The sequence below is a fragment of the Rhodovulum sp. FJ3 genome, from assembly GCF_032918305.1.
Classification (GTDB): domain Bacteria; phylum Pseudomonadota; class Alphaproteobacteria; order Rhodobacterales; family Rhodobacteraceae; genus SAT37.
This window is the reverse complement of record NZ_JAWJUU010000001.1, coordinates 873419-894059: the sequence shown is the minus strand read 5'-3', so window position 1 is coordinate 894059 and position 20641 is coordinate 873419. Positions and strand designations below refer to the sequence as shown.

20 protein-coding genes are annotated in these 20641 nt (G+C 60.4%); 14 read left to right on the top strand and 6 right to left on the bottom strand.

Annotated elements, in window-relative coordinates:
* The 8 genes from R1W00_RS04515 to R1W00_RS04480 all read left to right on the top strand — a co-directional run bounded on the left by R1W00_RS04515 (window position 1) and on the right by R1W00_RS04480 (window position 8409).
* The gene (locus R1W00_RS04515) at window positions 1–852 is read left to right on the top strand and encodes a carbohydrate ABC transporter permease (protein WP_317261508.1); all 852 of its coding nucleotides are present in this window, start codon (window positions 1–3) and stop codon (window positions 850–852) included.
* Window positions 853–870: 18 nt separating this feature from the next.
* Window positions 871–1143 carry a DUF2160 domain-containing protein gene (locus R1W00_RS04510; protein ID WP_317261507.1) on the top strand — a complete coding sequence of 91 codons (273 nt, stop codon included), beginning with the start codon at window positions 871–873 and terminating at the stop codon, window positions 1141–1143.
* A gap of 150 nt (window positions 1144–1293) precedes the next feature.
* Window positions 1294–2940: an ABC transporter substrate-binding protein gene (locus R1W00_RS04505; RefSeq protein ID WP_317261616.1), complete on the top strand. Its 1647-nt coding sequence runs from the start codon at window positions 1294–1296 to the stop codon at window positions 2938–2940.
* Between the two features lie 111 nt (window positions 2941–3051).
* The gene (gene glpK / locus R1W00_RS04500; RefSeq protein ID WP_317261506.1) at window positions 3052–4536 is read left to right on the top strand and encodes a glycerol kinase GlpK; all 1485 of its coding nucleotides are present in this window, start codon (window positions 3052–3054) and stop codon (window positions 4534–4536) included.
* A gap of 4 nt (window positions 4537–4540) precedes the next feature.
* The gene (locus R1W00_RS04495; protein ID WP_317261505.1) at window positions 4541–5542 is read left to right on the top strand and encodes a class 1 fructose-bisphosphatase; all 1002 of its coding nucleotides are present in this window, start codon (window positions 4541–4543) and stop codon (window positions 5540–5542) included.
* Entirely contained in the window at window positions 5539–6675 is a 1137-nt protein-coding gene (locus R1W00_RS04490) for an iron-containing alcohol dehydrogenase (protein ID WP_317261504.1), read from the top strand. The genes R1W00_RS04495 and R1W00_RS04490 overlap by 4 nt, the downstream gene beginning before the upstream one ends.
* Before the next feature lie 22 nt (window positions 6676–6697).
* Window positions 6698–8236, top strand: a complete 1539-nt coding sequence (locus tag R1W00_RS04485; protein WP_317261503.1) for a cryptochrome/deoxyribodipyrimidine photo-lyase family protein — start codon at window positions 6698–6700, stop codon at window positions 8234–8236.
* 2 nt (window positions 8237–8238) lie between these two features.
* On the top strand, window positions 8239–8409 hold the full coding sequence (locus R1W00_RS04480; protein ID WP_317261615.1) for a DUF2256 domain-containing protein: 171 nt from the start codon (window positions 8239–8241) through the stop codon (window positions 8407–8409).
* 17 nt (window positions 8410–8426) lie between these two features.
* Here R1W00_RS04480 and R1W00_RS04475 read toward each other — a convergent pair whose 3' ends face one another.
* From R1W00_RS04475 to R1W00_RS04455, 5 genes are all read right to left on the bottom strand, one after another.
* Window positions 8427–9062 carry an aspartate/glutamate racemase family protein gene (locus R1W00_RS04475; protein ID WP_317261502.1) on the bottom strand — a complete coding sequence of 212 codons (636 nt, stop codon included), beginning with the start codon at window positions 9060–9062 and terminating at the stop codon, window positions 8427–8429.
* 3 nt (window positions 9063–9065) lie between these two features.
* Entirely contained in the window at window positions 9066–9902 is an 837-nt protein-coding gene (locus tag R1W00_RS04470; RefSeq protein WP_317261501.1) for an ABC transporter permease, read from the bottom strand.
* 2 nt (window positions 9903–9904) lie between these two features.
* A complete protein-coding gene (locus tag R1W00_RS04465; RefSeq protein ID WP_317261614.1) occupies window positions 9905–10774 on the bottom strand; it encodes an ABC transporter permease in 870 nt (289 codons plus the stop codon).
* A gap of 61 nt (window positions 10775–10835) precedes the next feature.
* A complete protein-coding gene (locus tag R1W00_RS04460) occupies window positions 10836–12101 on the bottom strand; it encodes a PotD/PotF family extracellular solute-binding protein (RefSeq protein WP_317261613.1) in 1266 nt (421 codons plus the stop codon).
* Window positions 12102–12146: 45 nt separating this feature from the next.
* Window positions 12147–13130, bottom strand: coding sequence for an ABC transporter ATP-binding protein (locus R1W00_RS04455; RefSeq protein WP_317261500.1), 984 nt, complete (start codon window positions 13128–13130; stop codon window positions 12147–12149).
* Window positions 13131–13433: 303 nt separating this feature from the next.
* Here R1W00_RS04455 and R1W00_RS04450 point away from each other — a divergent pair, with 303 nt between their 5' ends.
* Window positions 13434–14081, top strand: coding sequence for a GntR family transcriptional regulator (locus tag R1W00_RS04450; RefSeq protein WP_317261612.1), 648 nt, complete (start codon window positions 13434–13436; stop codon window positions 14079–14081).
* 6 nt (window positions 14082–14087) lie between these two features.
* Here R1W00_RS04450 and R1W00_RS04445 read toward each other — a convergent pair whose 3' ends face one another.
* Window positions 14088–14747, bottom strand: a complete 660-nt coding sequence (locus R1W00_RS04445; protein ID WP_317261499.1) for a TetR/AcrR family transcriptional regulator — start codon at window positions 14745–14747, stop codon at window positions 14088–14090.
* Window positions 14748–14877: 130 nt separating this feature from the next.
* On the opposite strand from R1W00_RS04445, the gene R1W00_RS04440 reads away from it, so the two are divergent.
* The 5 genes from R1W00_RS04440 (at window position 14878) to R1W00_RS04420 (ending at window position 20619) form a co-directional block, all read left to right on the top strand.
* Window positions 14878–15810, top strand: coding sequence for a shikimate dehydrogenase (locus R1W00_RS04440; protein ID WP_317261498.1), 933 nt, complete (start codon window positions 14878–14880; stop codon window positions 15808–15810).
* Window positions 15810–16814: a DctP family TRAP transporter solute-binding subunit gene (locus tag R1W00_RS04435; protein WP_317261497.1), complete on the top strand. Its 1005-nt coding sequence runs from the start codon at window positions 15810–15812 to the stop codon at window positions 16812–16814. Before R1W00_RS04440 ends, R1W00_RS04435 begins: the two co-directional genes overlap by 1 nt.
* A gap of 75 nt (window positions 16815–16889) precedes the next feature.
* Window positions 16890–17420 (top strand): TRAP transporter small permease, encoded by a 531-nt coding sequence (locus R1W00_RS04430; RefSeq protein WP_317261496.1) that lies wholly within the window; start codon window positions 16890–16892, stop codon window positions 17418–17420.
* Between the two features lies 1 nt (window position 17421).
* A complete protein-coding gene (locus tag R1W00_RS04425; protein WP_317261495.1) occupies window positions 17422–18693 on the top strand; it encodes a TRAP transporter large permease in 1272 nt (423 codons plus the stop codon).
* Between the two features lie 36 nt (window positions 18694–18729).
* Window positions 18730–20619: a bifunctional sugar phosphate isomerase/epimerase/4-hydroxyphenylpyruvate dioxygenase family protein gene (locus R1W00_RS04420; protein ID WP_317261494.1), complete on the top strand. Its 1890-nt coding sequence runs from the start codon at window positions 18730–18732 to the stop codon at window positions 20617–20619.
* The last annotated feature ends 22 nt before the right edge of the window (window positions 20620–20641 follow it).

Genomic DNA, 20641 nt, shown 5'->3' with positions numbered 1-20641 from the left:
ATGGCCGATATGACCGTACAAACCGCACCCACCCGTTCGCGCAGCCTGCCCAAGGTCAACAGCCGCGCGGTGGTGATGACGATCTATCTCTTGTTCCTGCTGTTGCCGATCTACTGGCTCTTGAACATGAGCCTGAAGACCAACACCGAGATCCTGAACGAATTCACCCTGTGGCCGCGCGATCTGACCTTTGCGAACTATGCGACGATCCTGACCGATCCGGCGTGGTACATGGGCTATGTGAACTCGCTGATCTATGTGTCGATGAACACGGTGATCTCTTTGGCGGTGGCGCTGCCCGCGGCCTATGCGTTCAGCCGCTATTCGTTCTTGGGGGATAAGCACCTGTTCTTCTGGCTGCTGACCAACCGGATGGCACCGCCCGCCGTGTTCGCCCTGCCGTTCTTTCAGCTCTATTCGTCGGTGGGCCTGTTTGACACGCATATCGCGGTCGCCTTGGCGCATTGTCTGTTCAACGTGCCTCTGGCCGTCTGGATTTTGGAAGGCTTTATGCGTGGCGTGCCCAAAGAGATCGACGAGACCGCCTATATCGACGGCTATTCCTTTGGCCGGTTCTTCGTGAAGATCTTCATGCCGCTGATCGCAAGCGGGATCGGGGTCGCGGCGTTCTTTTGCTTCATGTTCAGCTGGGTTGAACTGCTGTTGTCGCGCACCCTGACGACGGTCGATGCGAAACCCATCGCCGCGATCATGACCCGTACCCAAGGCGCGTCTGGCATCGACTGGGGTGTACTGGCTGCTGCCGGTATCCTGACCATCGTTCCGGGGGCTTTGGTGATCTACTTCGTCCGCAACTACATCGCCAAGGGCTTTGCCCTGGGCCGCGTCTAAGCCGAAAGGAGACCTGTTATGGAATGGATGGCATGGACCTGGCCGACCGCGATTTTCTTTATGGTGATCGCCAGCTTGCTGATCACCTTTACCGTCCTCGCGATCAAGTTTCCCGAGACACCGCGCACCGGTGTTTTGCGGATCGAAACGACGCGCGGGGACCGGTTGTTCATCACCTTGCTTGGCTCGGCCTTTATCAATCTGGCCTGGCTGGGGATCGTCGGGGCGCATCAACCCTATGCCCTGATCGTTTGCCTGATCTATGCCGCAGCGGTGTTTCGCTGGGTCTAGGACGGGTGCGTTGATCGGGACCTGAGGAAGCCTGGTCAAACAATCATAAACCTCAAGAAACTGGATACTTTTGGGAGGACTAAAGTGACCAAGAAACTTATTGCCAGCACGGCAGTAGCTCTGTGCCTTGCCGGGCCCAGCTTTGCCGACATGGACGCGGCCAAGGCGTTTCTGGACAGCGAAATCGGCGATCTGTCGTCGCTGAGCCGCGCCGAGCAAGAAGCAGAGATGCAGTTCTTTGTGGATGCCGCCAAACCGTTCGCAGGGATGGAGATCAAGGTCGTTTCAGAAACGATCACCACCCACGAATACGAAAGCCAAGTTCTGGCCCCCGCATTCACCGCAATCACCGGCATCAAGGTCACCCATGACCTGATCGGCGAAGGTGACGTGGTTGAAAAGCTGCAGACGCAAATGCAGTCCGGCGAGAACATCTATGACGCCTACGTCAACGACAGTGACCTGATCGGGACCCACTGGCGCTATCAGCAGGTGCGCAACCTGACCGACTGGATGGCGCAAGAGGGCAAAGACGTCACCCTGCCGACGCTGGACATGGACGATTTCATCGGCCTTAGCTTCACCACAGGTCCGGACGGCAAGGTCTACCAAATGCCGACCCAGCAGTTCGCGAACCTCTACTGGTTCCGTTACGATTGGTTCAACGACGAAAAGAACAAGGCGGACTTCAAGGCCAAATATGGCTATGACCTCGGCGTTCCGGTGAACTGGTCGGCCTATGAGGACATCGCAGAGTTCTTCACCGGTCGCGACCTGTCGCATCTGGGTGTGGACGGCGAAGTCTTTGGCAACATGGACTACGGTAAAAAAGACCCCAGCCTTGGCTGGCGTTACACCGACGCGTGGATGTCCATGGCTGGTATGGGCGACGTTGGCGAACCCAACGGTCTGCCGGTTGACGAATGGGGTATCCGCGTCAACGAAAACAGCCAGCCCACCGGTTCCTGTGTGGCCCGTGGCGGCGCGACCAACTCGCCCGCAGCGGTCTATGCTGTGACCAAGGCGATCGAATGGCTGGAGAAATACTCGCCCCCCGCAGCGGCAGGTATGACCTTCTCCGAGGCTGGCCCGATCCCCGCACAGGGTAACGTCGCCCAGCAGATGTTCTGGTACACCGCGTTCACCGCGGACACCGTGAAACCTGGTCTGCCGGTGATGAACGAGGACGGCACGCCGAAATGGCGCATGGCCCCCAGCCCGCATGGCGTCTACTGGAAAGAAGGCCAGAAGGTCGGCTATCAGGACGCGGGTTCCTGGACCCTGATGCAGTCGACCCCGGTTGATCGCGCTCAGGCGGCTTGGCTCTATGCCCAGTTCGTGACCTCGAAAACCGTCGACGTGAAAAAGTCGCACGTGGGTCTGACCTTTATCCGTGAATCCACGGTTCAGCACGAGAGCTTTACCGAACGTGCGGATAAACTGGGTGGTCTGGTCGAATTCTACCGTTCGCCCGCCCGTGTTGCGTGGTCGCCGACCGGCACCAACGTTCCGGATTACCCGAAACTGGCCCAGCTGTGGTGGCAGAACATCGGTGACGCAATGTCGGGTGCCAAAACCCCGCAAGAGGCACTGGATGCGCTGTGCGCCGATCAGGAAAAAGTCCTGCAGCGTCTGGAGCGCGCCGGTATCCAGGGTGACATCGGTCCCAAGCTGAACGACGAGCAGGACGCCGATTACTGGTTCGCCCAGCCCGGTGCGCCCTACGCCAAGCTCGACAACGAAGACGAAACGCCCGCGACGGTCAGCTATGACGAGCTGATCCAGTCCTGGCAGTAAGACGTCACACGGCCGGGGCCCAATGCGGGCCCCGGTCACTTTATCCCTCACAAATTCAATGCGGTGCCCTATAGATAGGGGACACCAAGATCGCGCAGACGGGAGGCGGCGATGACCTATGTTTTGGCAATCGATCAGGGCACAACATCCACACGGGCCATTCTGTTCGATCAAAATCTGACCGTGGTCGCGACCGCCCAAGAAGAGTTTGAACAGCATTTTCCGGCCAGTGGCTGGGTCGAACATGATCCTGCCGATCTGTGGTCGACGACCGCTGCGACCTGCCGCTCGGCCATCGAAAAGGCGGGCATGGGCGCCGAAGGTATCGCCGCAATCGGCATCACCAACCAGCGTGAAACGACCCTCGTCTGGGACCGCAAGACCGGCAAACCGGTGCATAACGCCATCGTCTGGCAGGACCGGCGCACGTCCGAGTTTTGCAAGGCGCTCAAGGCCGACGGGTTTGAGGACACGGTGACCGACCGCACGGGTCTGTTGCTGGACCCGTATTTTTCCGGAACGAAACTGGCGTGGATTTTGGACAATGTGGACGGTGTCCGCGCGCGGGCCGAGGCGGGTGAACTGGCCTTTGGAACCGTGGACACGTGGATTGTCTGGAACCTGACGGGCGGTGCCCAGCACGTGACCGACGCCACCAACGCGGCGCGCACGATGCTCTATGATATTCGCAAGGGACGCTGGTCCAAGACCATCTGTGACCGGTTCAATATCCCCATGTCGATGCTGCCCGAGGTGCGCGATTGCGCGTCCGATTTCGGTGAAACCCGCCCCGATCTGTTTGGACGCAAAATCCCGATCTGTGGCATTGCGGGCGATCAACAGGCCGCGACGGTGGGGCAGGCCTGTTTCACGCCGGGCATGTTGAAATCGACCTATGGGACGGGGTGTTTTGCCCTGCTCAACACCGGTGACACGCCGGTTGTGTCGAACAATCGTCTGCTGACCACCATCGCCTATCAGTTGGACGGGAAACCGACCTATGCGCTTGAAGGGTCGATCTTTATCGCCGGTGCCGTTGTGCAATGGCTGCGCGATGGGTTGAAAATCATCCGCGAGGCGAAAGAGACCCAACCCTTGGCCGAACGCGCCGATCCCGGTCAAAACGTGGTTCTGGTGCCTGCGTTCACTGGCCTTGGCGCGCCCTATTGGAACGCGGAATGTCGCGGCGCGGTGTTCGGCCTGACCCGCAATTCGGGACCCGAGGAATTGGCCCGCGCGGCATTGCAAAGCGTGGGCTTTCAAACCCGCGATTTGCTGGACGCGATGACCGCCGATTGGGACGGCAACAGCGACACCGCCCTGCGCGTCGACGGCGGGATGAGCGCGTCGGACTACGCCATGCAATTCCTGTCCGACATCATCGGCGCACCTGTGGATCGCCCGCAGGTGTTGGAAACCACGGCGATGGGGGCGGCGTGGCTGGCCGGTCAACGGATGGGTATTTACCCCGATCAGGACGCCTTTGCGCGCTCTTGGGCCTTGGATCGCAGTTTCACGCCCGCTATGGATGAAGAGACCCGCGCGACCAAGTATGCGGCTTGGAAACGGGCGGTAGATGCAACGATAAGGTTCTGATCCTATGACCGAACGGCCCACCCTGCGCCGCTATATGACCCGCCATTCTGCATTGGATGGTCTTGATCCCAACCTGATTTTCCTGATCGAAGACATCGCCTCGGCTTGTCGCGTGATCGGCAACAGCCTGCGCAATGCGGCGTTTGAGGGGAACCATGGTCTGGTCGGGGACACCAATGTCCAAGGCGAGGATCAGAAAAAGCTGGACGTGGTGGCCGATGAGACCTTTGCGCGGATTTGCGAGAACTCGCCGCGTCTGGCCGCGCTGGTCAGCGAAGAGCGCGAAGAGGCGACGTGGCTGAAAGAACCCGAAGAGGGCGACTATCTGCTTTATTACGATCCGCTGGATGGCTCGTCGAATATTGAGGTCGGCCTGTCCGTCGGCTCGATCTTTTCGATCTGTCAGGTGGAAAAGGACGGCGACCGCACCCTGTTGAAAAAGGGCCGTGCACAGGTCGCCGCCGGATATGCGATCTATGGGCCAGCGATGATGCTGGTTCTGACGCTGGGCCACGGTGTGGACGGGTTCACCTGCGAATACGGGACCGGTGATTTCCGCCTGACCCATCCGTCGATGACCGTGCCCGCCAAGACCCGCGAATTCGCGATCAACGCCTCGCGCTATCGCTATTGGCAGTCGCCGGTGCGCCGCTATGTCGATGAATGCATCGCCGGTACCGAGGGCCCGCGCGGTGAGGCGTTCAACATGCGCTGGACCGCGTCGATGGTCGCCGAGGTGCACCGTATCCTGATCCGTGGCGGGGTGTTCCTGTACCCGCAAGACACTGAAAACGCGGCCAAGGGCGGACGTCTGCGCCTGCTTTATGAGGCGAACCCGATGGGCGCGATCATCGAACAGGCGGGCGGTGCGGCCTCGACCGGCACCATGCCGATCCTTGACCTGATGCCCGATGATTTCCACCAACGCGTCGGCGTGATCCTTGGCTCGGCCGACGAGGTCAATCGCGTCGCCGAGTACCACGCACAGGATCGTGCCGCAGGATGACCGGTTTTGGCCTGATCACACCGCGCGAAACGCTGTTCGGGCGAGGGATGCGCGATCAGGCCGCCGCGCGCGTGGCGGATATGGGACGGCGCATCGTCGTGGTGCGGGGCCGGTCCGTCGCGTGGGTCGATACGTTCTGCGCCGATCTGATCGCGCGGGGCTGTGACGTGCATCAGGTGGTGTCGCAGGGCGAACCCAAACTGCCCGAATTGGTGGACGCCGTGGATCAGGCGCGCGCCTTTGCGGGCGATTGTGTCGTCGCCATCGGGGGCGGCGCGGTCATTGATCTGGGCAAGGCGATTGCGGGTCTCGCGCCCTCAACCGGTGATCCGGTTGGATACCTCGAAATCGTCGGAACGGGTCGGGTTCTGGCCGATCCATTGCCGTTCGTCGCGATGCCGACCACATCCGGCACAGGGGCCGAGGCGACCAAAAACGCCGTCATTACCGTGCCCGACCGCCAGATCAAGGTCAGTTTGCGAGACGCCCGTCTGGTTCCGATCTTGGCCATTGTCGATCCGGCGTTGACGGATAATGCGCCGCGGTCCCTGACACTGGCCAGCGGTCTGGACGCGGTGACGCAGTTGATCGAGAGCTATCTCTGCATCCGCGCCAACCCGTTTACTGATGCGTTCGGGCGCGATGCGATTGGTGACGGGATGCGGGCGCTGGTGACGTTGATGGGGGCCGAGGACGCACAGGCCCGTGATGATCTGGCGCGTGCCAGTTACCTTAGCGGTGTTGCACTGGCCAATTCCGGCCTTGGGATCGTGCACGGTCTGGCCGCGCCGATTGGCGGGCAGGGCGGGGCGCATGGCGCGATTTGTGGCCGGTTGCTGGCCCCCGCATTGGACGCAAACCGCCGGATTGCCGCCGAGACGGGGCGCGACCTGACGCGGTTTGATGAGGTGTCGGGCTGGATCGCTGCGGCCTTGGGCGTGCCCGCGGATCAGGCGACCAGTGCCCTGCGCGCCTTTGTTGATGCGAATGGCCTACCCGATCTGGCCGCGCTGAATTGCCCGCCCGAAATCTATGCCGATATGGCCGAAGGTGCCGCGAATGCATCGTCCAGCAAGGCCAACCCCGTCCCCCTGACCAAGGACCAGATCATCGCGATCATGGCCGATGCCTAGACCCCATTGCGATCTGCCCTAAATGACCCGCCAGACAACGGCGGAAAGGGCGAAAATGCAGGTCATGTGGTTCAAGCGCGATCTGCGGGCGGCGGATAATGCGGCGCTTACAGCGGCGACGCAATGCGGCCCCGTTCTCCCCCTATATGTGGCCGAACCAGAGTGGTGGCGGGGGCCCGACATGTCCGCGCGCCAATGGGCATTTGCGGCAGAGTCCCTGACGGAATTGCGCGATGACCTTTCCCGCGCGGGGGCGCCTCTGGTGCTGCGGACCGGCGATGTGATCGACGTTTTGCAGGACCTTCGGGATCGCGGGCATCTCACCGCGCTGTGGTCGCATGAGGAAACCGGCAACGACTGGACCTACGCGCGGGACAGGCGGGTGGTCGCGTGGTGTCGGGCGAACGGTATCCCGTGGCATCAGGTGCGACAGCACGGCGTTTGGCGCGCGATGGCGTCGCGCGACGGGTGGGCGCGCAACTGGGACCGGTTCATGGCCGCGCCTGTGGCTGGGGTGCCCGATTTGGCCCCATTGCCCGCCGGAATTGACGTCGGTGGGGTGCCTGGTGCGCCTGATCTGGGCCTGTCGCCCGACCCGTGCCCCGAACGTCAGACCGGCGGGCGGGGGGCTGGTCTGGACTGTCTCGGCACGTTCCTGAACACGCGGGGCGAACCGTATCAGCGCGCGATGTCCTCGCCCGATGCGGGCGCGCGGGCCTGCTCGCGCCTGTCGCCGCATTTGGCGTGGGGCACACTGTCGATGCGTGAGGTCACGCAAGTGTCGAAATCGGCGGCCAAGGGGCGGACGGGGCAATGGGCGCGGTCCCTGAAATCGTTCCAAAGCCGCCTGCATTGGCATTGTCATTTCATCCAGAAACTGGAATCCGACCCGCGGATTGAGTTCCAAAACATGCATCCCGCCTATGACGGATTGCGCCCGTCCGCGCCCGATCAAGATCGGTTGGCGGCATGGGCAAGTGGCGAAACCGGTTTGCCGTTCGTGGATGCTTGTATGCGGTCGCTGCGTGCGACGGGGTGGCTGAACTTCCGCATGCGCGCGATGGTGATGTCGGTCGCGGCCTATCACCTGTGGTTGGATTGGCGCGCGCCGGGCCTGCAATTGGCGCGGTATTTTACCGATTTCGAACCTGGCATTCACTGGAGCCAAGTGCAGATGCAATCGGGCACCACGGGGATTAACACGGTGCGCATCTATAACCCAGTCAAACAGGGGTACGATCAGGACCCGACGGGCACGTTCACCCGCAAATGGGTGCCGGAACTGGCGGGCATTCCGGACCAGTTTATCCATGAACCATGGCGCGCGGACGAGGCAGGGCAGGTGCTGGGGCGCGCCTATCCGATGCCAATTGTCGACCACGTTGTGGCGGCGCGGGAGGCGCGTGATCGTGTCTGGGCCGTGAGGCGCGGTGCGGGCCATCGCGAACAATCGGCGCGCATCCTAAGCACACATGGCAGCCGCAAGTCCCGCCGCAGCACCCCGCGCAAACGGGTGGATGATGGGCAGTTAAGTCTGCCGTTTGACGGGGATGCCCGATGAAAATGCGACGAAAATCCGACCTGCCGACCAAAACCTGTGCCACCTGTGGCCGCCCGTTTACGTGGCGTAAGAAGTGGGCCGATGTCTGGGAAGAGGTGCGATTTTGCTCGGACCGGTGTCGTGGGGCGAAAGGTCGGAAAAAGTCATCCAAAATCACTCAAAGTGGAAAATAATCCGACCCCATATTCGATTATGGCAAGGCGCGACACAGGCGTGCCGCCGCCCAAACGCCGTCGATCACCCGTTTATCCACCGCCGCGCGGACCGCATTCAGGATCGACACCGTTCCCGCACAGCCCAGAATGATCGTGTCCACATCGGCGTCCAAATCATCGACCGCCACGATAAACCCCTGCGCGGCGACGCCCGGTTCATGATCAATCGCCAGAACCTGAACCCCCGACGCAATCACTTGTCCAACGACATGATCCAACCCGTGCATTGCGATGTTGCCTTGGATGACCGGAACGGCCTCGGGCACCGTGGTCACGACCCCTGCCTTGCCCCCGAACAGGGACGCCATCACGAAACTGGCCTGCCCGATCCCGATCACGGGACAGCGCGCGATTTTCTGTGCCTCAACCAAACCGGTGTCGTCGAAACAGGCGATGATGATCGCATCCGCCCCGCCATTGTCCGCCATCCGCACAAGATCCAACAGCGGCGGAACGGCGGTCGCGCCATCCTCGGGTCCCTCAATCGACGCGGGGCCCTTTAGCGAGGTCCAGCCATCAAACTCCACATCCGGGGCCGCGACCCGCGCCGCCGCAAGGGCGTTTTGGGTCATCAACTCGGTGCTGTTGGGGTTGATCAGAATGACCGCCATGGGTCACACCATCCCTTTGCCGGCATCCGACGTCTTATCCTGCCGGCGCGAGGACAGCCAAACCGCCAAGAAAAATACGCCAATCACGATGAACGAAAACAGCGTCGTCAACGTCCCAAGGGCAAAAATCACCGGCGTCGTGACATTGGTCGTCATCCCGAAAATTTCCAAGGGCAGGGTGTTATAGCTGCCCGCCGTCAACAGGGTCCGCGCAAACTCATCATAACTCAGGGTAAAGCCGAACAAGGCCACCCCAAGCAGCGACGGCGCGATGATCGGCAACACCACATAGGTGAAGGTCTGCCATGCGGTTGCGCCCTGATCGCGCGCGGCCTCTTCATAGCTTTTGTCGAACCGGTTAAACACCGCGAACATGATCAACAGACCAAAGGGGATCGTCCAAGTCAGCTGACTGCCAAACCCCGAGGACGCCCAATGCACGGGCAATCCGATCTGGTTGAAAATCAACCCCACGCCCAGCGAAATCAGGATCGACGGGATCACCAGCGACGCAATGGTCAGATAGAACAGAACCGTCGATCCGGCGAACCGTTTGCGAAACGCGAGGCCCCCCAGAACCGACACAACCACCGTGGTCACCATCACCATCAGGCCCAGTGCAAAGGACCGTCGAAAACTGCCCCAGATGTCGCCAACCGCCTGCTCCTGAAACAGGTCGCGGAACCAATGCAGGGACACGCCATTCATCGGAAAGGTCAAACCGCCCTGCGGCCCCTGAAAGCTAAGGATGCCGATGGTCACGATGGGCCCGTAAAGGAACAGAACGAACAGACCGAAAAAGGCGGCGAGGGCATAGAACGAACGACTGCGCTTTTCCATGATCACAGCTCCTTGCGAATATCGACGAGACGCAGCAACAGCGCGATCACGATCAAAACGGTGCACAGCAACACAACCGCGGTGGCCGAGGCCGACGGATACTGCAACAGGCTGATATCATTGGAAATCAGGCGACCTACATTGGCGCGTTGCGACCCGCTCATGAACCGGACCGTTATGAAATCCCCCATCACAAGGGTCGTCACAAAGATCGTCCCGATCATGATCCCCGGCTTGCACAGGGGGATGATCACATTGCGTAGGGTCTGGAACCCACTGGCTCCGCAATCGCGCGCGGCTTCCAACAACGACCGATCAATCCGCATCATCGAGTTGAAAATCGGCACCACCATGAACAGCGTATAAAGGTGCACAAAGGCCAAAATGACCGAGAAATCCGAGAACAATAGCCACTCAAGCGGCTCATCAATCACACCCCAACTGATCAGGGTCGAGTTCGCCAAGCCATTGCGCCCCAGAAACGGGATCCAACTTATCATGCGAATGATATTCGACGTCCAGAACGGGATCGTACAGACCAGAAACAACCCGATCTGCCACTTCAGGCTACGCACCTCAAAGGCCAGAAAATACGCAACCGTAAACCCCAACACCAACGTCATCGCCCATGTGATCAGAGCATATTTGAACGTGTTGAAAAACACCGTGTAGGTCACCGAGGACCCGAAAAGAAATTCATAGTTATCAAACTGGAACGCCGGATAGATCGAATACTCCGTCGCACCCCAGAAACTGACGATGACGATCATCACGATCGGCGCCACCAGAAACCCCAGCAGGACCACAGCAAGAGGCGACGCTTGTAGCCACCCCAATACATTCCGATTTTGCAGCACGGCCTGCCTCTTCATCTTGGTGAAAATACTCAAAGGGGGTCTGGGGGGCATCGCCCCCCAGCCTTGGAACCATCGCTTAGGCGGCGATGAATTCGTTCCATTTGCGAACCATGTACTGGTTCTCGTCCATGACGGCGTTCCAGCACGCCACGCGGCCCATACGCTCTTCGAACGAACCACCGTCGCGCACTTCGCCCGCTTGGGCCAGCGTATCGCCGGTCGGCGAGGTGATGACGTCGGTGGCTGCTTTGCCCTCGAACCAATAGCCCCACTCGTTTTCGCTCATGTAGTCCTTCGAGGTTTCCGGAACGGCCGAGTAGTAACCCTGACGCATCAGGTACCCGCCAACCCAACCGGACAGGTACCAGTTGATGTATTCATAAGCGGCCTCAAGCTCTATGCCCGACAAGTTGGCCGACAGGCCCAGACCGCCGCCCCACGAACGATAGCCCTCTTTCAGCGGCTGATAGACACAGGGGATACCGCGCGATTTGACGGCGGTGATGGCGGGCGACCACATGGATTGGATCACAACCTCACCCGAGGCCATCAGGTTCACGGATTCATCAAAGGTTTTCCAGAAGGCGCGGAACTGGCCGGCTTTCTTGGCTTCGGTAAAGATCGCAAAGGTCTTGTCGATCTCTTCCTTGGTCATGTTGCCTTTGTCGCCGTACTGGATTTCGCCCATCGCTTCACAGACCATAGCCATGTCCATGATGCCGATCGACGAGATGTCGAGGATCGAGGCCTTGCCTTTGAACTCGGGGTTCAGCAGCTCGGTCCAGCTCTCAATCGGGCGACCGATCAGGTCGGGACGGATGCCAAGGGTATCGGCGTTATAGATGGTCGGGATCAGGGTCATCCAACCCGTTTCGCTATCGGCAAAGCTGGTGCCGCCGGGACCGTCAACAAAGCCGACCGAATGCGGCGCGGTGCCTTGTGCGATGGTGCTTTCGGGGGTCAGCTTACCGCTGCGGAAAATGCCGACGATCTTGTCGTAGTTGGCGATTTTCGAAGTGTCCATCGCCTGCAGGTTGCCGGTCGGCCAGACCTTTTTACAGATCCAGTATTCGATGTCTGCGATGTCAAAGCTGTCAGGCTGGGTCGCGGCGCGCTGGGTCACGCTGTCGGAATCCAGCGCGGTCATTTCCAGGGTAAAGCCCAGGTCTTCCTTAACCTTGGTGGCCACGTCGTTCAGGTTCGAAACACCGGTGCCGAACTGGCGCAGGGTGATGTTCTTGGTTTCCTGACCCCACACCATCGGTGCGGACAGGGTCGATGCGGCCAGTGCGGCCCCACCGGCCTTGAGCATAGCACGGCGGCTATAGCGGACCTTGGAAATCGTCGTCATTGGTCTTCCTCTCTGTTGCGCTTGGTTTTTATGTCGTCATTCGCTTAGGGGGTGGGCTGCTTGATCGGACCAGTTCAGACCGATCACTTGACCCAATTCGGTCGGGGCGGCAAAAAACGCCTCGTCCGAGAGCAGGGCGGTGACCTCTTGATCGCCCGCGACCTGCGCCGTCAGGGCCACATGCGTGCCCTGATATTCGATGTTGCTGACCTTGCCGTCCAAACGGCCACCTTGGGCGGGCGCGATGCTCATTGCGTCTGAACGCAGGGCTATCTGACCTTGGGGCAGGGACAGGACGTTATGGCCGCCCATGAACCGCGCCACAAAGGCGGTGCGCGGCGCGCTGAACACCTCACGCGCGGGGCCAGCCTGTTCGATGCGGGCGTTGTTCATAACGATAATGTCGTCGGCAAGGGCCAGCGCCTCGTCCTGACCGTGGGTCACGTGGATAAAGCTGATACCCAGTTCGCGCTGCAGACGTTTCAGTTCAGCGCGCATCCGGATGCGCAGAAACGGGTCCAGCGCGGACAGGGGTTCGTCCAGCAACAGAACCTGCGGGCGGGTGATCAACGCACGGGCCAGCGCGACACGCTGTTGCTGCCCGCCGGACAGCTGATCAGGCTTGCGCGCGGCATACTGGGTCATCTCGACCAGTTCCAGCATCTCGTCGGCGCGTTTGTGGCGTTCGGCTTTGTCGACACCGGCCATGCGCAGGCTAAAGGCCACGTTGTCGCGCACAGTGAGGTGGGGGAACAGGGCATAGCTCTGGAACATCATTGCCGTGCCGCGTTTTGCGGGCGGCAGATGCGACACGTCGCGACCGGCCAGAACGACCGACCCGTCCGACACGCTCTCATGACCGGCGATCATCCGTAGGGTCGAGGATTTACCGCATCCCGACGGGCCCAGCAGACAGGCATAGGTGCCCGCGCGGAAATGGTGCGAAATCGCATCGACGGCCACAGTTTGACCATAGCGTTTCGTCAGCGAGACTAGCTCAAGATCGGATACAATACTCATTCTGGGCCCCATGTGGTGTTGAGGCCATCTTGGGCGCGTGTCGGGGAATTCGCGCAAGAATTTTACGGGCTCGACGGGCGCAGATTCTTATTTTGCTGAATATTTCATCGGTTTGCTGGGTAATTTGTCTAAAAATGTGCAATCAAATTGTATACAAAATTGAATACAGGTTGTCGTCATGGGCCGTGCTTGTGTGAATCCGCTTTGGGTGCAACACATAAAAGCAGGAGCACAGACATGAACCGAATCGCCGAAAACCCTGCCTTTATTACGCCCACAGTGACGGGGCCGGCGGCCAAGTTGATGACATCCCTGTCCCAAGCGATTCACGAACACCGCCTGAAACCCGGAACCAAGCTGGGCGAAGATGACCTGAGCGAGATCTATGGCGTGTCCCGCACGGTCGTGCGTGCGGCGCTACAGGCCTTGTCGCATGTGCAGTTGGTTGAATTGAAACGCAACCGTGGGGCATTCGTCGCGAAACCCACGATCCGTGAGGCGCGCGAGGTATTTGAGGCCCGCGCGTTGTTGGAGCCGCGCACCGCGCGCTCGGCCACAGAGCGTATGACGGATGCGGCTCTTGCGCGGCTCGAATCCCACATCGCGGCCGAACATCAGGCGATTGCCGAGGGTGAGCCGGGCCGCGCCCTGCGCCTTTCGGGGCAATTCCATATCGAGATTTCCCATATCGCGGATCAGGAAACCATCGCGGGTTTTGTTGAACGCCTTGTGGCGCGGTCGTCGCTGATCATTGCGCTCTATTGGAAACGGGAAAGCGCGCTCTGCGAAAAACACGCGCATCATGCGCTGGTCGAGGCCTTTCGTCGTGGTGACGGGGATGAGGCCGAGGCGCAGATGAAAAGCCACCTGATCGACATCGTCTCGGCATTGGATTTGCGCGACACGCCCGAACCCGAGGTCAGCCTGCGCGACATCCTCGCCCCCGACTAGAAGCGGCTAGGTCGCCCGCACCGAGGCCAAAATGCTGTTCACCACGGTTTCGCGCAGGCGCAACTGGGCGTCATCCGTGAACAGATCGGGGCCAAAGTTGACCGAAAACGTCGCCATGTTCGCCACGTTAAAAAAGCTCATCCCGCTGATCTGCCAGTGGATTTCCAACGGTGACACATCGGCCCGAAACAGGCCCGCGTCGATCCCCGCCTTGCAGATGCGTTCGATCTGGCCAATCGCGGCGGTGTTGGTCTGGCTGAGCGAGTCGATCTCGTGCATGTGCCGCGCGCCATGGATGTTTTCGATCATCACCAGCCGGATAAAATCCGCATTCGCGCGATGGTGGTCAAAGGTGAATTCCACCAGCTTACGCAGCGCCTCTTCGGGCGGCAGGCCGTCCAGCTCCAGTTCGGCCTCGGCCTTCCGCACGCTGCGATAGGCCTCATCAAGGACGGCGCGGTACAGGCCCTCTTTGTCCCCGAAATAGTAAAAAATCATGCGTTTGGACGTTTGAATCCGGTCGGCAATGTCCTGAACGCGGGCGCCCGACAGGCCGTGTTCCGCGAATTCGGCGCGCGCTGCACAAAGGATATCCGCGCGTACGGCCTCGGGATCCTGTTTCCAGGAACGCGCCTTTTTTCGTGTGTTTTCACCGGTTTCGGACATGGCGGGACTGTCCCAAAACAGGGCGGCGAGGTCAAGCAAATTAACCGGCCGGTACAAAGCTCTTGCGCAAATTAACCGCGTGGTACATTGTTGCGTCGAATCGAGGACGCTTGGGGAGGGGCATCCACACATGCCGCATGCCGAACATCATTCTGGGGACCGCACAATTCTGGTCGGTCTGATCGGGCGGGGGATTTCATTGTCCCGCACGCCCGCAATGCACGTGGCCGAGGCTCGCGCACAGGGAATGGTTTGCACCTATAATCTGCTCGACATGGATGACGCGGCGATGGCCGATGTCACCTTGCCCGATCTTCTGACCCGTCTTGAGGCCGAGGGATACGCCGGCGTCAATGTCACCTATCCGTTCAAACGTGAGGTGATGGCGTTATTGGATGAGCTGTCGCCCGCCGCACGTGCGGTGGATGCGGTGAACACGGTTGTCTTCCGTGACGGTCGCCGGTTTGGGCACAACACCGACATGTGGGGCTTTGGCGAGAGTTTCCGCCGTGGCCTGAACGGGGCCAAGACCGATCATGCGCTGATGATTGGTGCGGGTGGGGCCGGTGGCGCCGTGGCGCATGCCCTGTTGGAGTGCGGAGTTTCGCGCCTGTCGATCAGTGATGTTGATCCCAACCGAGCGGCGGATTTGGCGAAACAACTGCTTCAGACGACCGAACGCGATGTCGAGGTGAACATCGTTCGCGACATCCCAGAAATGGTCGCCAAGGATCGCCCCGACGGCGTGGTCAATGCGACCCCGATGGGCATGGCGAAACTGCCCGGAACGGCGTTTCCGGTCGATCTGCTAACCCCTGAGATGTGGGTCGCGGACATTGTGTATTTCCCGCTTGAAACCGAACTGCTGCGCGGGGCGCGCGCGGCGGGCTGTCGGGTTCTGCCGGGCGAAGGCATGGCGGTCTTTCAGGCCGTTCGTGCGTTTGAGTTTTTCACGGGTTCCCCTGCGGACCCTGAACGGATGAAGGCCACGTTTCGGGCCTTTGACAGTGAACCGGTCGCGACGGATGCGCGACCTTCTGAACGAAAAAGGGAGGAAATCTAATGACGTTCGGACTCAAGACGATTGCTGCTGCGGCGGCTCTGGCTGTTGGCATGACTTCGGTTGCTTCGGCACAAACCCTGCGTGTTGCACATGTGGACCCCGATGATTGGACCGCGTCGAAAAAAGGTGCGGCTGCCCACATCTTTAAAAACATTGTTGAGGGTGAAACCGACCTGACGGTTGAACTTTTCCCCGCCGGTGCTCTGGGCAACGAGACCGAGCTGGTCGCACAGGCCCAAGAAGGTCTGACCCAAGTTGCGATCGTATCGGGCGCAATGTCCAAGGTTTGCGCCGCAGCTGGCGTTCTGGATATCCCCTACACCTTCTCGTCGGCGACCATCGCATGGGACGTTCTGGACGGTGAATTCGGTGACGCACTGGCCGAGCACTGCCTCGCCGAAACTGGCCTGCGCACGCTGGCCTATGGTGAAACCGGTTTCCGTAACTTCACCAATGGCACCCGCGAAATCCGCAGCCCCGAGGACATGGAAGGCCTGAAATTCCGCGTTCAGCCGATCCCGCTCTACGTTGAGATGGTCAAAGGTCTGGGCGGTGAGCCGACCCCGATCGCATGGACCGAACTGCCCAACGCCCTGTCGACCGGCGTTGTTGACGGTCAGGAAAACCCCGTTGGTACGATCTACAACAACGGCCTGCACAAGCTGCAGAAATACATGACCCTTGATGGCCACGTATACGCCGCCGACTTTATCGTCATCTCGGACGAGTTCTATGAAACCCTGTCGCCCGCCGAACAGGCTGTGGTCAAAAAGGCCGCCCGCGTTGCAGGTAACATGGGCCGCTCGATCCAGCAGTGGGGTACCGCCGAGGGCGTTCTGAAAGTCCAAGAAGAAGGCATGCAGGTCTACTCGCCGACCGCCGACGAGATCGCAGCATTCGCCGCCAAAGCACAGCCCGCCGTTGTGGAATACCTGCGCGGTGAACTGGGTGACGACGCTGTTTGGATCGACCGCCTGCAAGAGGCCGTTGCCGCAGCGCAATAATCCAACCATCGTTCGGGGCAGCCGGTTTCGTGCTGCCCCGAATTCTATCTACGACCCCCAAGAGCGAGTTCCGATATGGACAAGATCAACCGTGGCGTTCAACGCCTGTTTGCCTTTGGCGCAGGACTGTCGATGGCGCTGGTTTTTGCGATCATCTTCGTCAACGCCCTGCGTCGCTATACGCTGGGTAAATCGATCGCCTGGGGCGAAGAATTACCGATCTATCTGACGATTTATGGCGTCATGTTCGGCGTGGCCTATGCCTATATGACGGACAGCCACATCCGGTTTTCTGTGATCAGCGACCTGTTGTCGACCAAGGTGCGTCGCGCTCTGGACGTTGTATCGGATTTGGTGGTTTTGGCGTCGGGCGTCGCGCTTGCCTATGCGGGGCATGCCTTTGCGATGCGACGCGGGCATCTGGATAGTTCGGGTTTGAAAGCTGCGGGCGATTGGCTGGCCGAAAGCACGGGGATTGCCGCGCTGGAATGGGTCGGCAAGGTCGGGACGTGGCAATATGCAATCGCCATCGGTGGCGCATTGTTCGCGGTGGCGGCGGCCCTGCGTTTGGCGGCGCGTCTGCGCACGTTCAAGGGGGCAAACTGATATGGTTTACGTCATTCTGATTGGCGGTCTGATCGCCGGTGTTCCGATTGCATTCGCGATCTTTGCGGCACTGTTGTCGTTCATGGCACTGAACGATGCGCCCTATACGCTGCGAATTGTGGCGACTGAAATGTATCGCAGCATGAACAGCTTTCCGTTGCTGGCGATCCCTCTGTTCGTTCTGGCGGGCGAGTTGATGAACGAAAGCGGCATCACCGGCCGCATCATCGCCTTTGCCAACGTGTTGGTTGGGCGGATGCGTGCGGGTCTGGCGATGGTGAACATCTGGGCCTCGGTGATTTTCGCGGGCCTGTCGGGGTCTGCTGTGGCGGACACATCGGCCATCGGTCGCGTGTTTATCCCCGAGATGGAAAAGCATGGCTATAAGCGCGATTTCGCGGCGGCCCTTACCGCGGCGTCCAGTGTCATCGGCCCAATCATCCCGCCGTCCATTCCCGTGATCATCTACGCCTTGATCGTATCGGGCGTGTCCGTGCCCGCGCTGTTCCTTGCGGGGATTGTGCCCGGTATCCTGTTGGCGATCTTCCTGTCGGCCTACGTCATGCTGACGGTCAAGGTTGAGGAGACCGATACAAGCGACATGATCGCCATCCCCCCGCGTCAGGCCTTGCTTGAGGGCATCTTGCCCCTGCTGATGCCGGTGTTCGTTGTGGGCTCGATCCTTCTGGGGATTGTCACCCCGACCGAGGCCGCATCGTTCGCCGTGGCCTATGCCCTGATCCTTGGCCTGTTTGTCTATCGCAAGATCAGCTTTGGCGCGCTGCCCCGCCTGTTCTCGGGCGCGATGAAGGACAGCGCCGTCATCCTGATCATCATAGCGGCGGTGGGGGCAGCGAACTGGCTGCTGACCTATAACCGCGTGCCGAACATGTTGACCGACTGGGTTCTGAGCAATGTCGACAGCAAGACCACCTTCCTGATTGCGGTGATCCTGTTGTTCCTGTTCGTCGGCCTGTTCCTTGAGGGCATCGCGGCGATGTTGGTTCTGGTGCCAATCCTGCACCCGATTGCGGTGTCGATGGGCGTGGACCCTGTGCACTTTGGCATTCTGGTCATCTTTAACCTGATGATCGGTTTGATCACACCGCCGCTTGGCCTGTGTCTGTTCGTGGCCGAGGGGATCGCACAGGTCGGCATGGTGCGCATGACGCGCGCGATCCTGCCGTTCTTTTTTGTCGAGGTTCTGGTCTTGATCATTCTGACCTTTGTACCGGAAACCGTAATCTGGCTGCCGCGCGTTCTGGGGTATTGATCCGCGCGCGGGGCCCTTATTTGTTGGGCGACTGCTATGAAACGTTCTATCGCGACGGTCTCTATTTCGGGGACGCTGACGGAAAAGCTCTCGGCCATTGCGGCGGCGGGGTTTGACGGGATCGAGATTTTCGAACAGGACTTTATCGCCCATGACGGGCGGCCCGCCGATGTGGGCCGTCTGGTGCGCGATCATGGTCTGAGCATCGACCTGTTCCAGCCGTTTCGCGATTTCGAATGTCTGCCAGAACCCCTGCGCACCAAGGCGTTTGATCGCGCCGAGCACAAATTCGATCTGATGCAGGAACTGGGCACCGACCTGATCCTGATCTGTTCGACCGTGCATCCGGCGGCGCTTGGCGGGATTGACCGCGCGGCGGATGACCTGCGTGAATTGGGTGAGCGCGCCGCGAAACGCGGCCTTCGCATCGGGTATGAGGCCCTCGCGTGGGGGCGTCACGTGAACGACCACCGCGACGCATGGGAAATCGTGCGCCGTGCGGATCATGACAACGTCGGCCTGATCGTCGACAGTTTCCACACGCTGGGTCGTGGCCTTAGCCCTGAATCGATCCGCGCCGTGCCCGGGGACAAGATTTTCTTTGTCCAACTGGCAGACGCGCCCAAGATCGACATGGATCTGCTCTACTGGTCGCGCCATTTCCGCAACATGCCGGGCGAGGGCGATCTGGACGTCCAAGGGTTCATGCAGGCCGTCATGGCGACGGGGTATTCCGGTCCGATCAGCCTAGAGATTTTCAACGACCAGTTCCGTGGCGGCAACCCGCGCACCGTGGCAAGTGACGGGTTCCGGTCGCTTGTGTCGCTGATGGATGACGTGCGCCGCGCCGAGCCTGACCTGAACATTGACGCGCCCGACCTGCCGCCGCGTGTGGGTGTGCAGGGGGTTGAGTTTATCGAATTCACCGCCCGTGGCGCGCAGGCCGACAAACTGCGGTCGCTGTTTGGATCGATGGGGTTTGCCCTGCGCGGGCGGCACCGCAACAAGGACATCGACCTGTTCCAACAGGGCGACATCCGGTTTCTGATCAACTCGGAAACCGAAGGCCACGCCGCCCATGTGTGGAACGCGCGCGGCATGTGTGTGTGCGATGTTGGGCTGCGGGTCGACTCGGCCAAAGACACGGTCGCCCGCGCCAATGCCTTGGGGATTGAGGCGTTCGCGCAACCCATCGGACCGGGTGAGATGGAGATCCCCGCGATCCGTGGTCTTGAGGGGTCCATCCTGCACTTTATCGACGAAAAATCCGATCTGGCGCGGGTGTGGGACGTGGAATTTGTTCCGGTGGACAAGGCAGGTGTGGTCGATGCAGGCCTGCGCGGGATCGACCATCTGGCCCAGACGATGAGCTATGAGGACATGCTCAGCTGGACCCTGTTTTACACGACGATTTTCGAGATGGGGAAATCCCCGATGTTTGACGTGATCGACCCCGACGGGTTGGTCCGCAGTCAGGTGGTATCGACCCCCGACAATAGCCTGCGCGTCACCCTGAACGGGGCCGAGACGCACCGCACGCTGGCGGGGGATTTTCTGGCGCAGAACTTTGGCGCGTCGGTGCAGCACATCGCACTGGCCACGGACGACATTTTCGCGACGGCGGCTGCACTGGCAAAAGACGGGTTCGAGGTGCTGCCGATGCCCGCGAACTATTACGCCGATCTGGCCGCGCGGTTTGATCTGCCCAAGGACCTGTTGGACCGGATGATTGCCCATAACATCCTCTATGACGAACAAGACGGGCAGGGCTTTTTCCAGATGTATTCGCGGACCTTTGCGGGCGGGATGTTCTTTGAAATCCTGCAACGCGCACCGGGATACGGTGGATATGGCGCGCCGAACGCGCCATTCAGGATCGCCGCGCAAAAACGTCTGGCCGCCCACAAAGGCGTGCCGCGCGCATAAAAAAACGGCCCCCTCGGGGGCC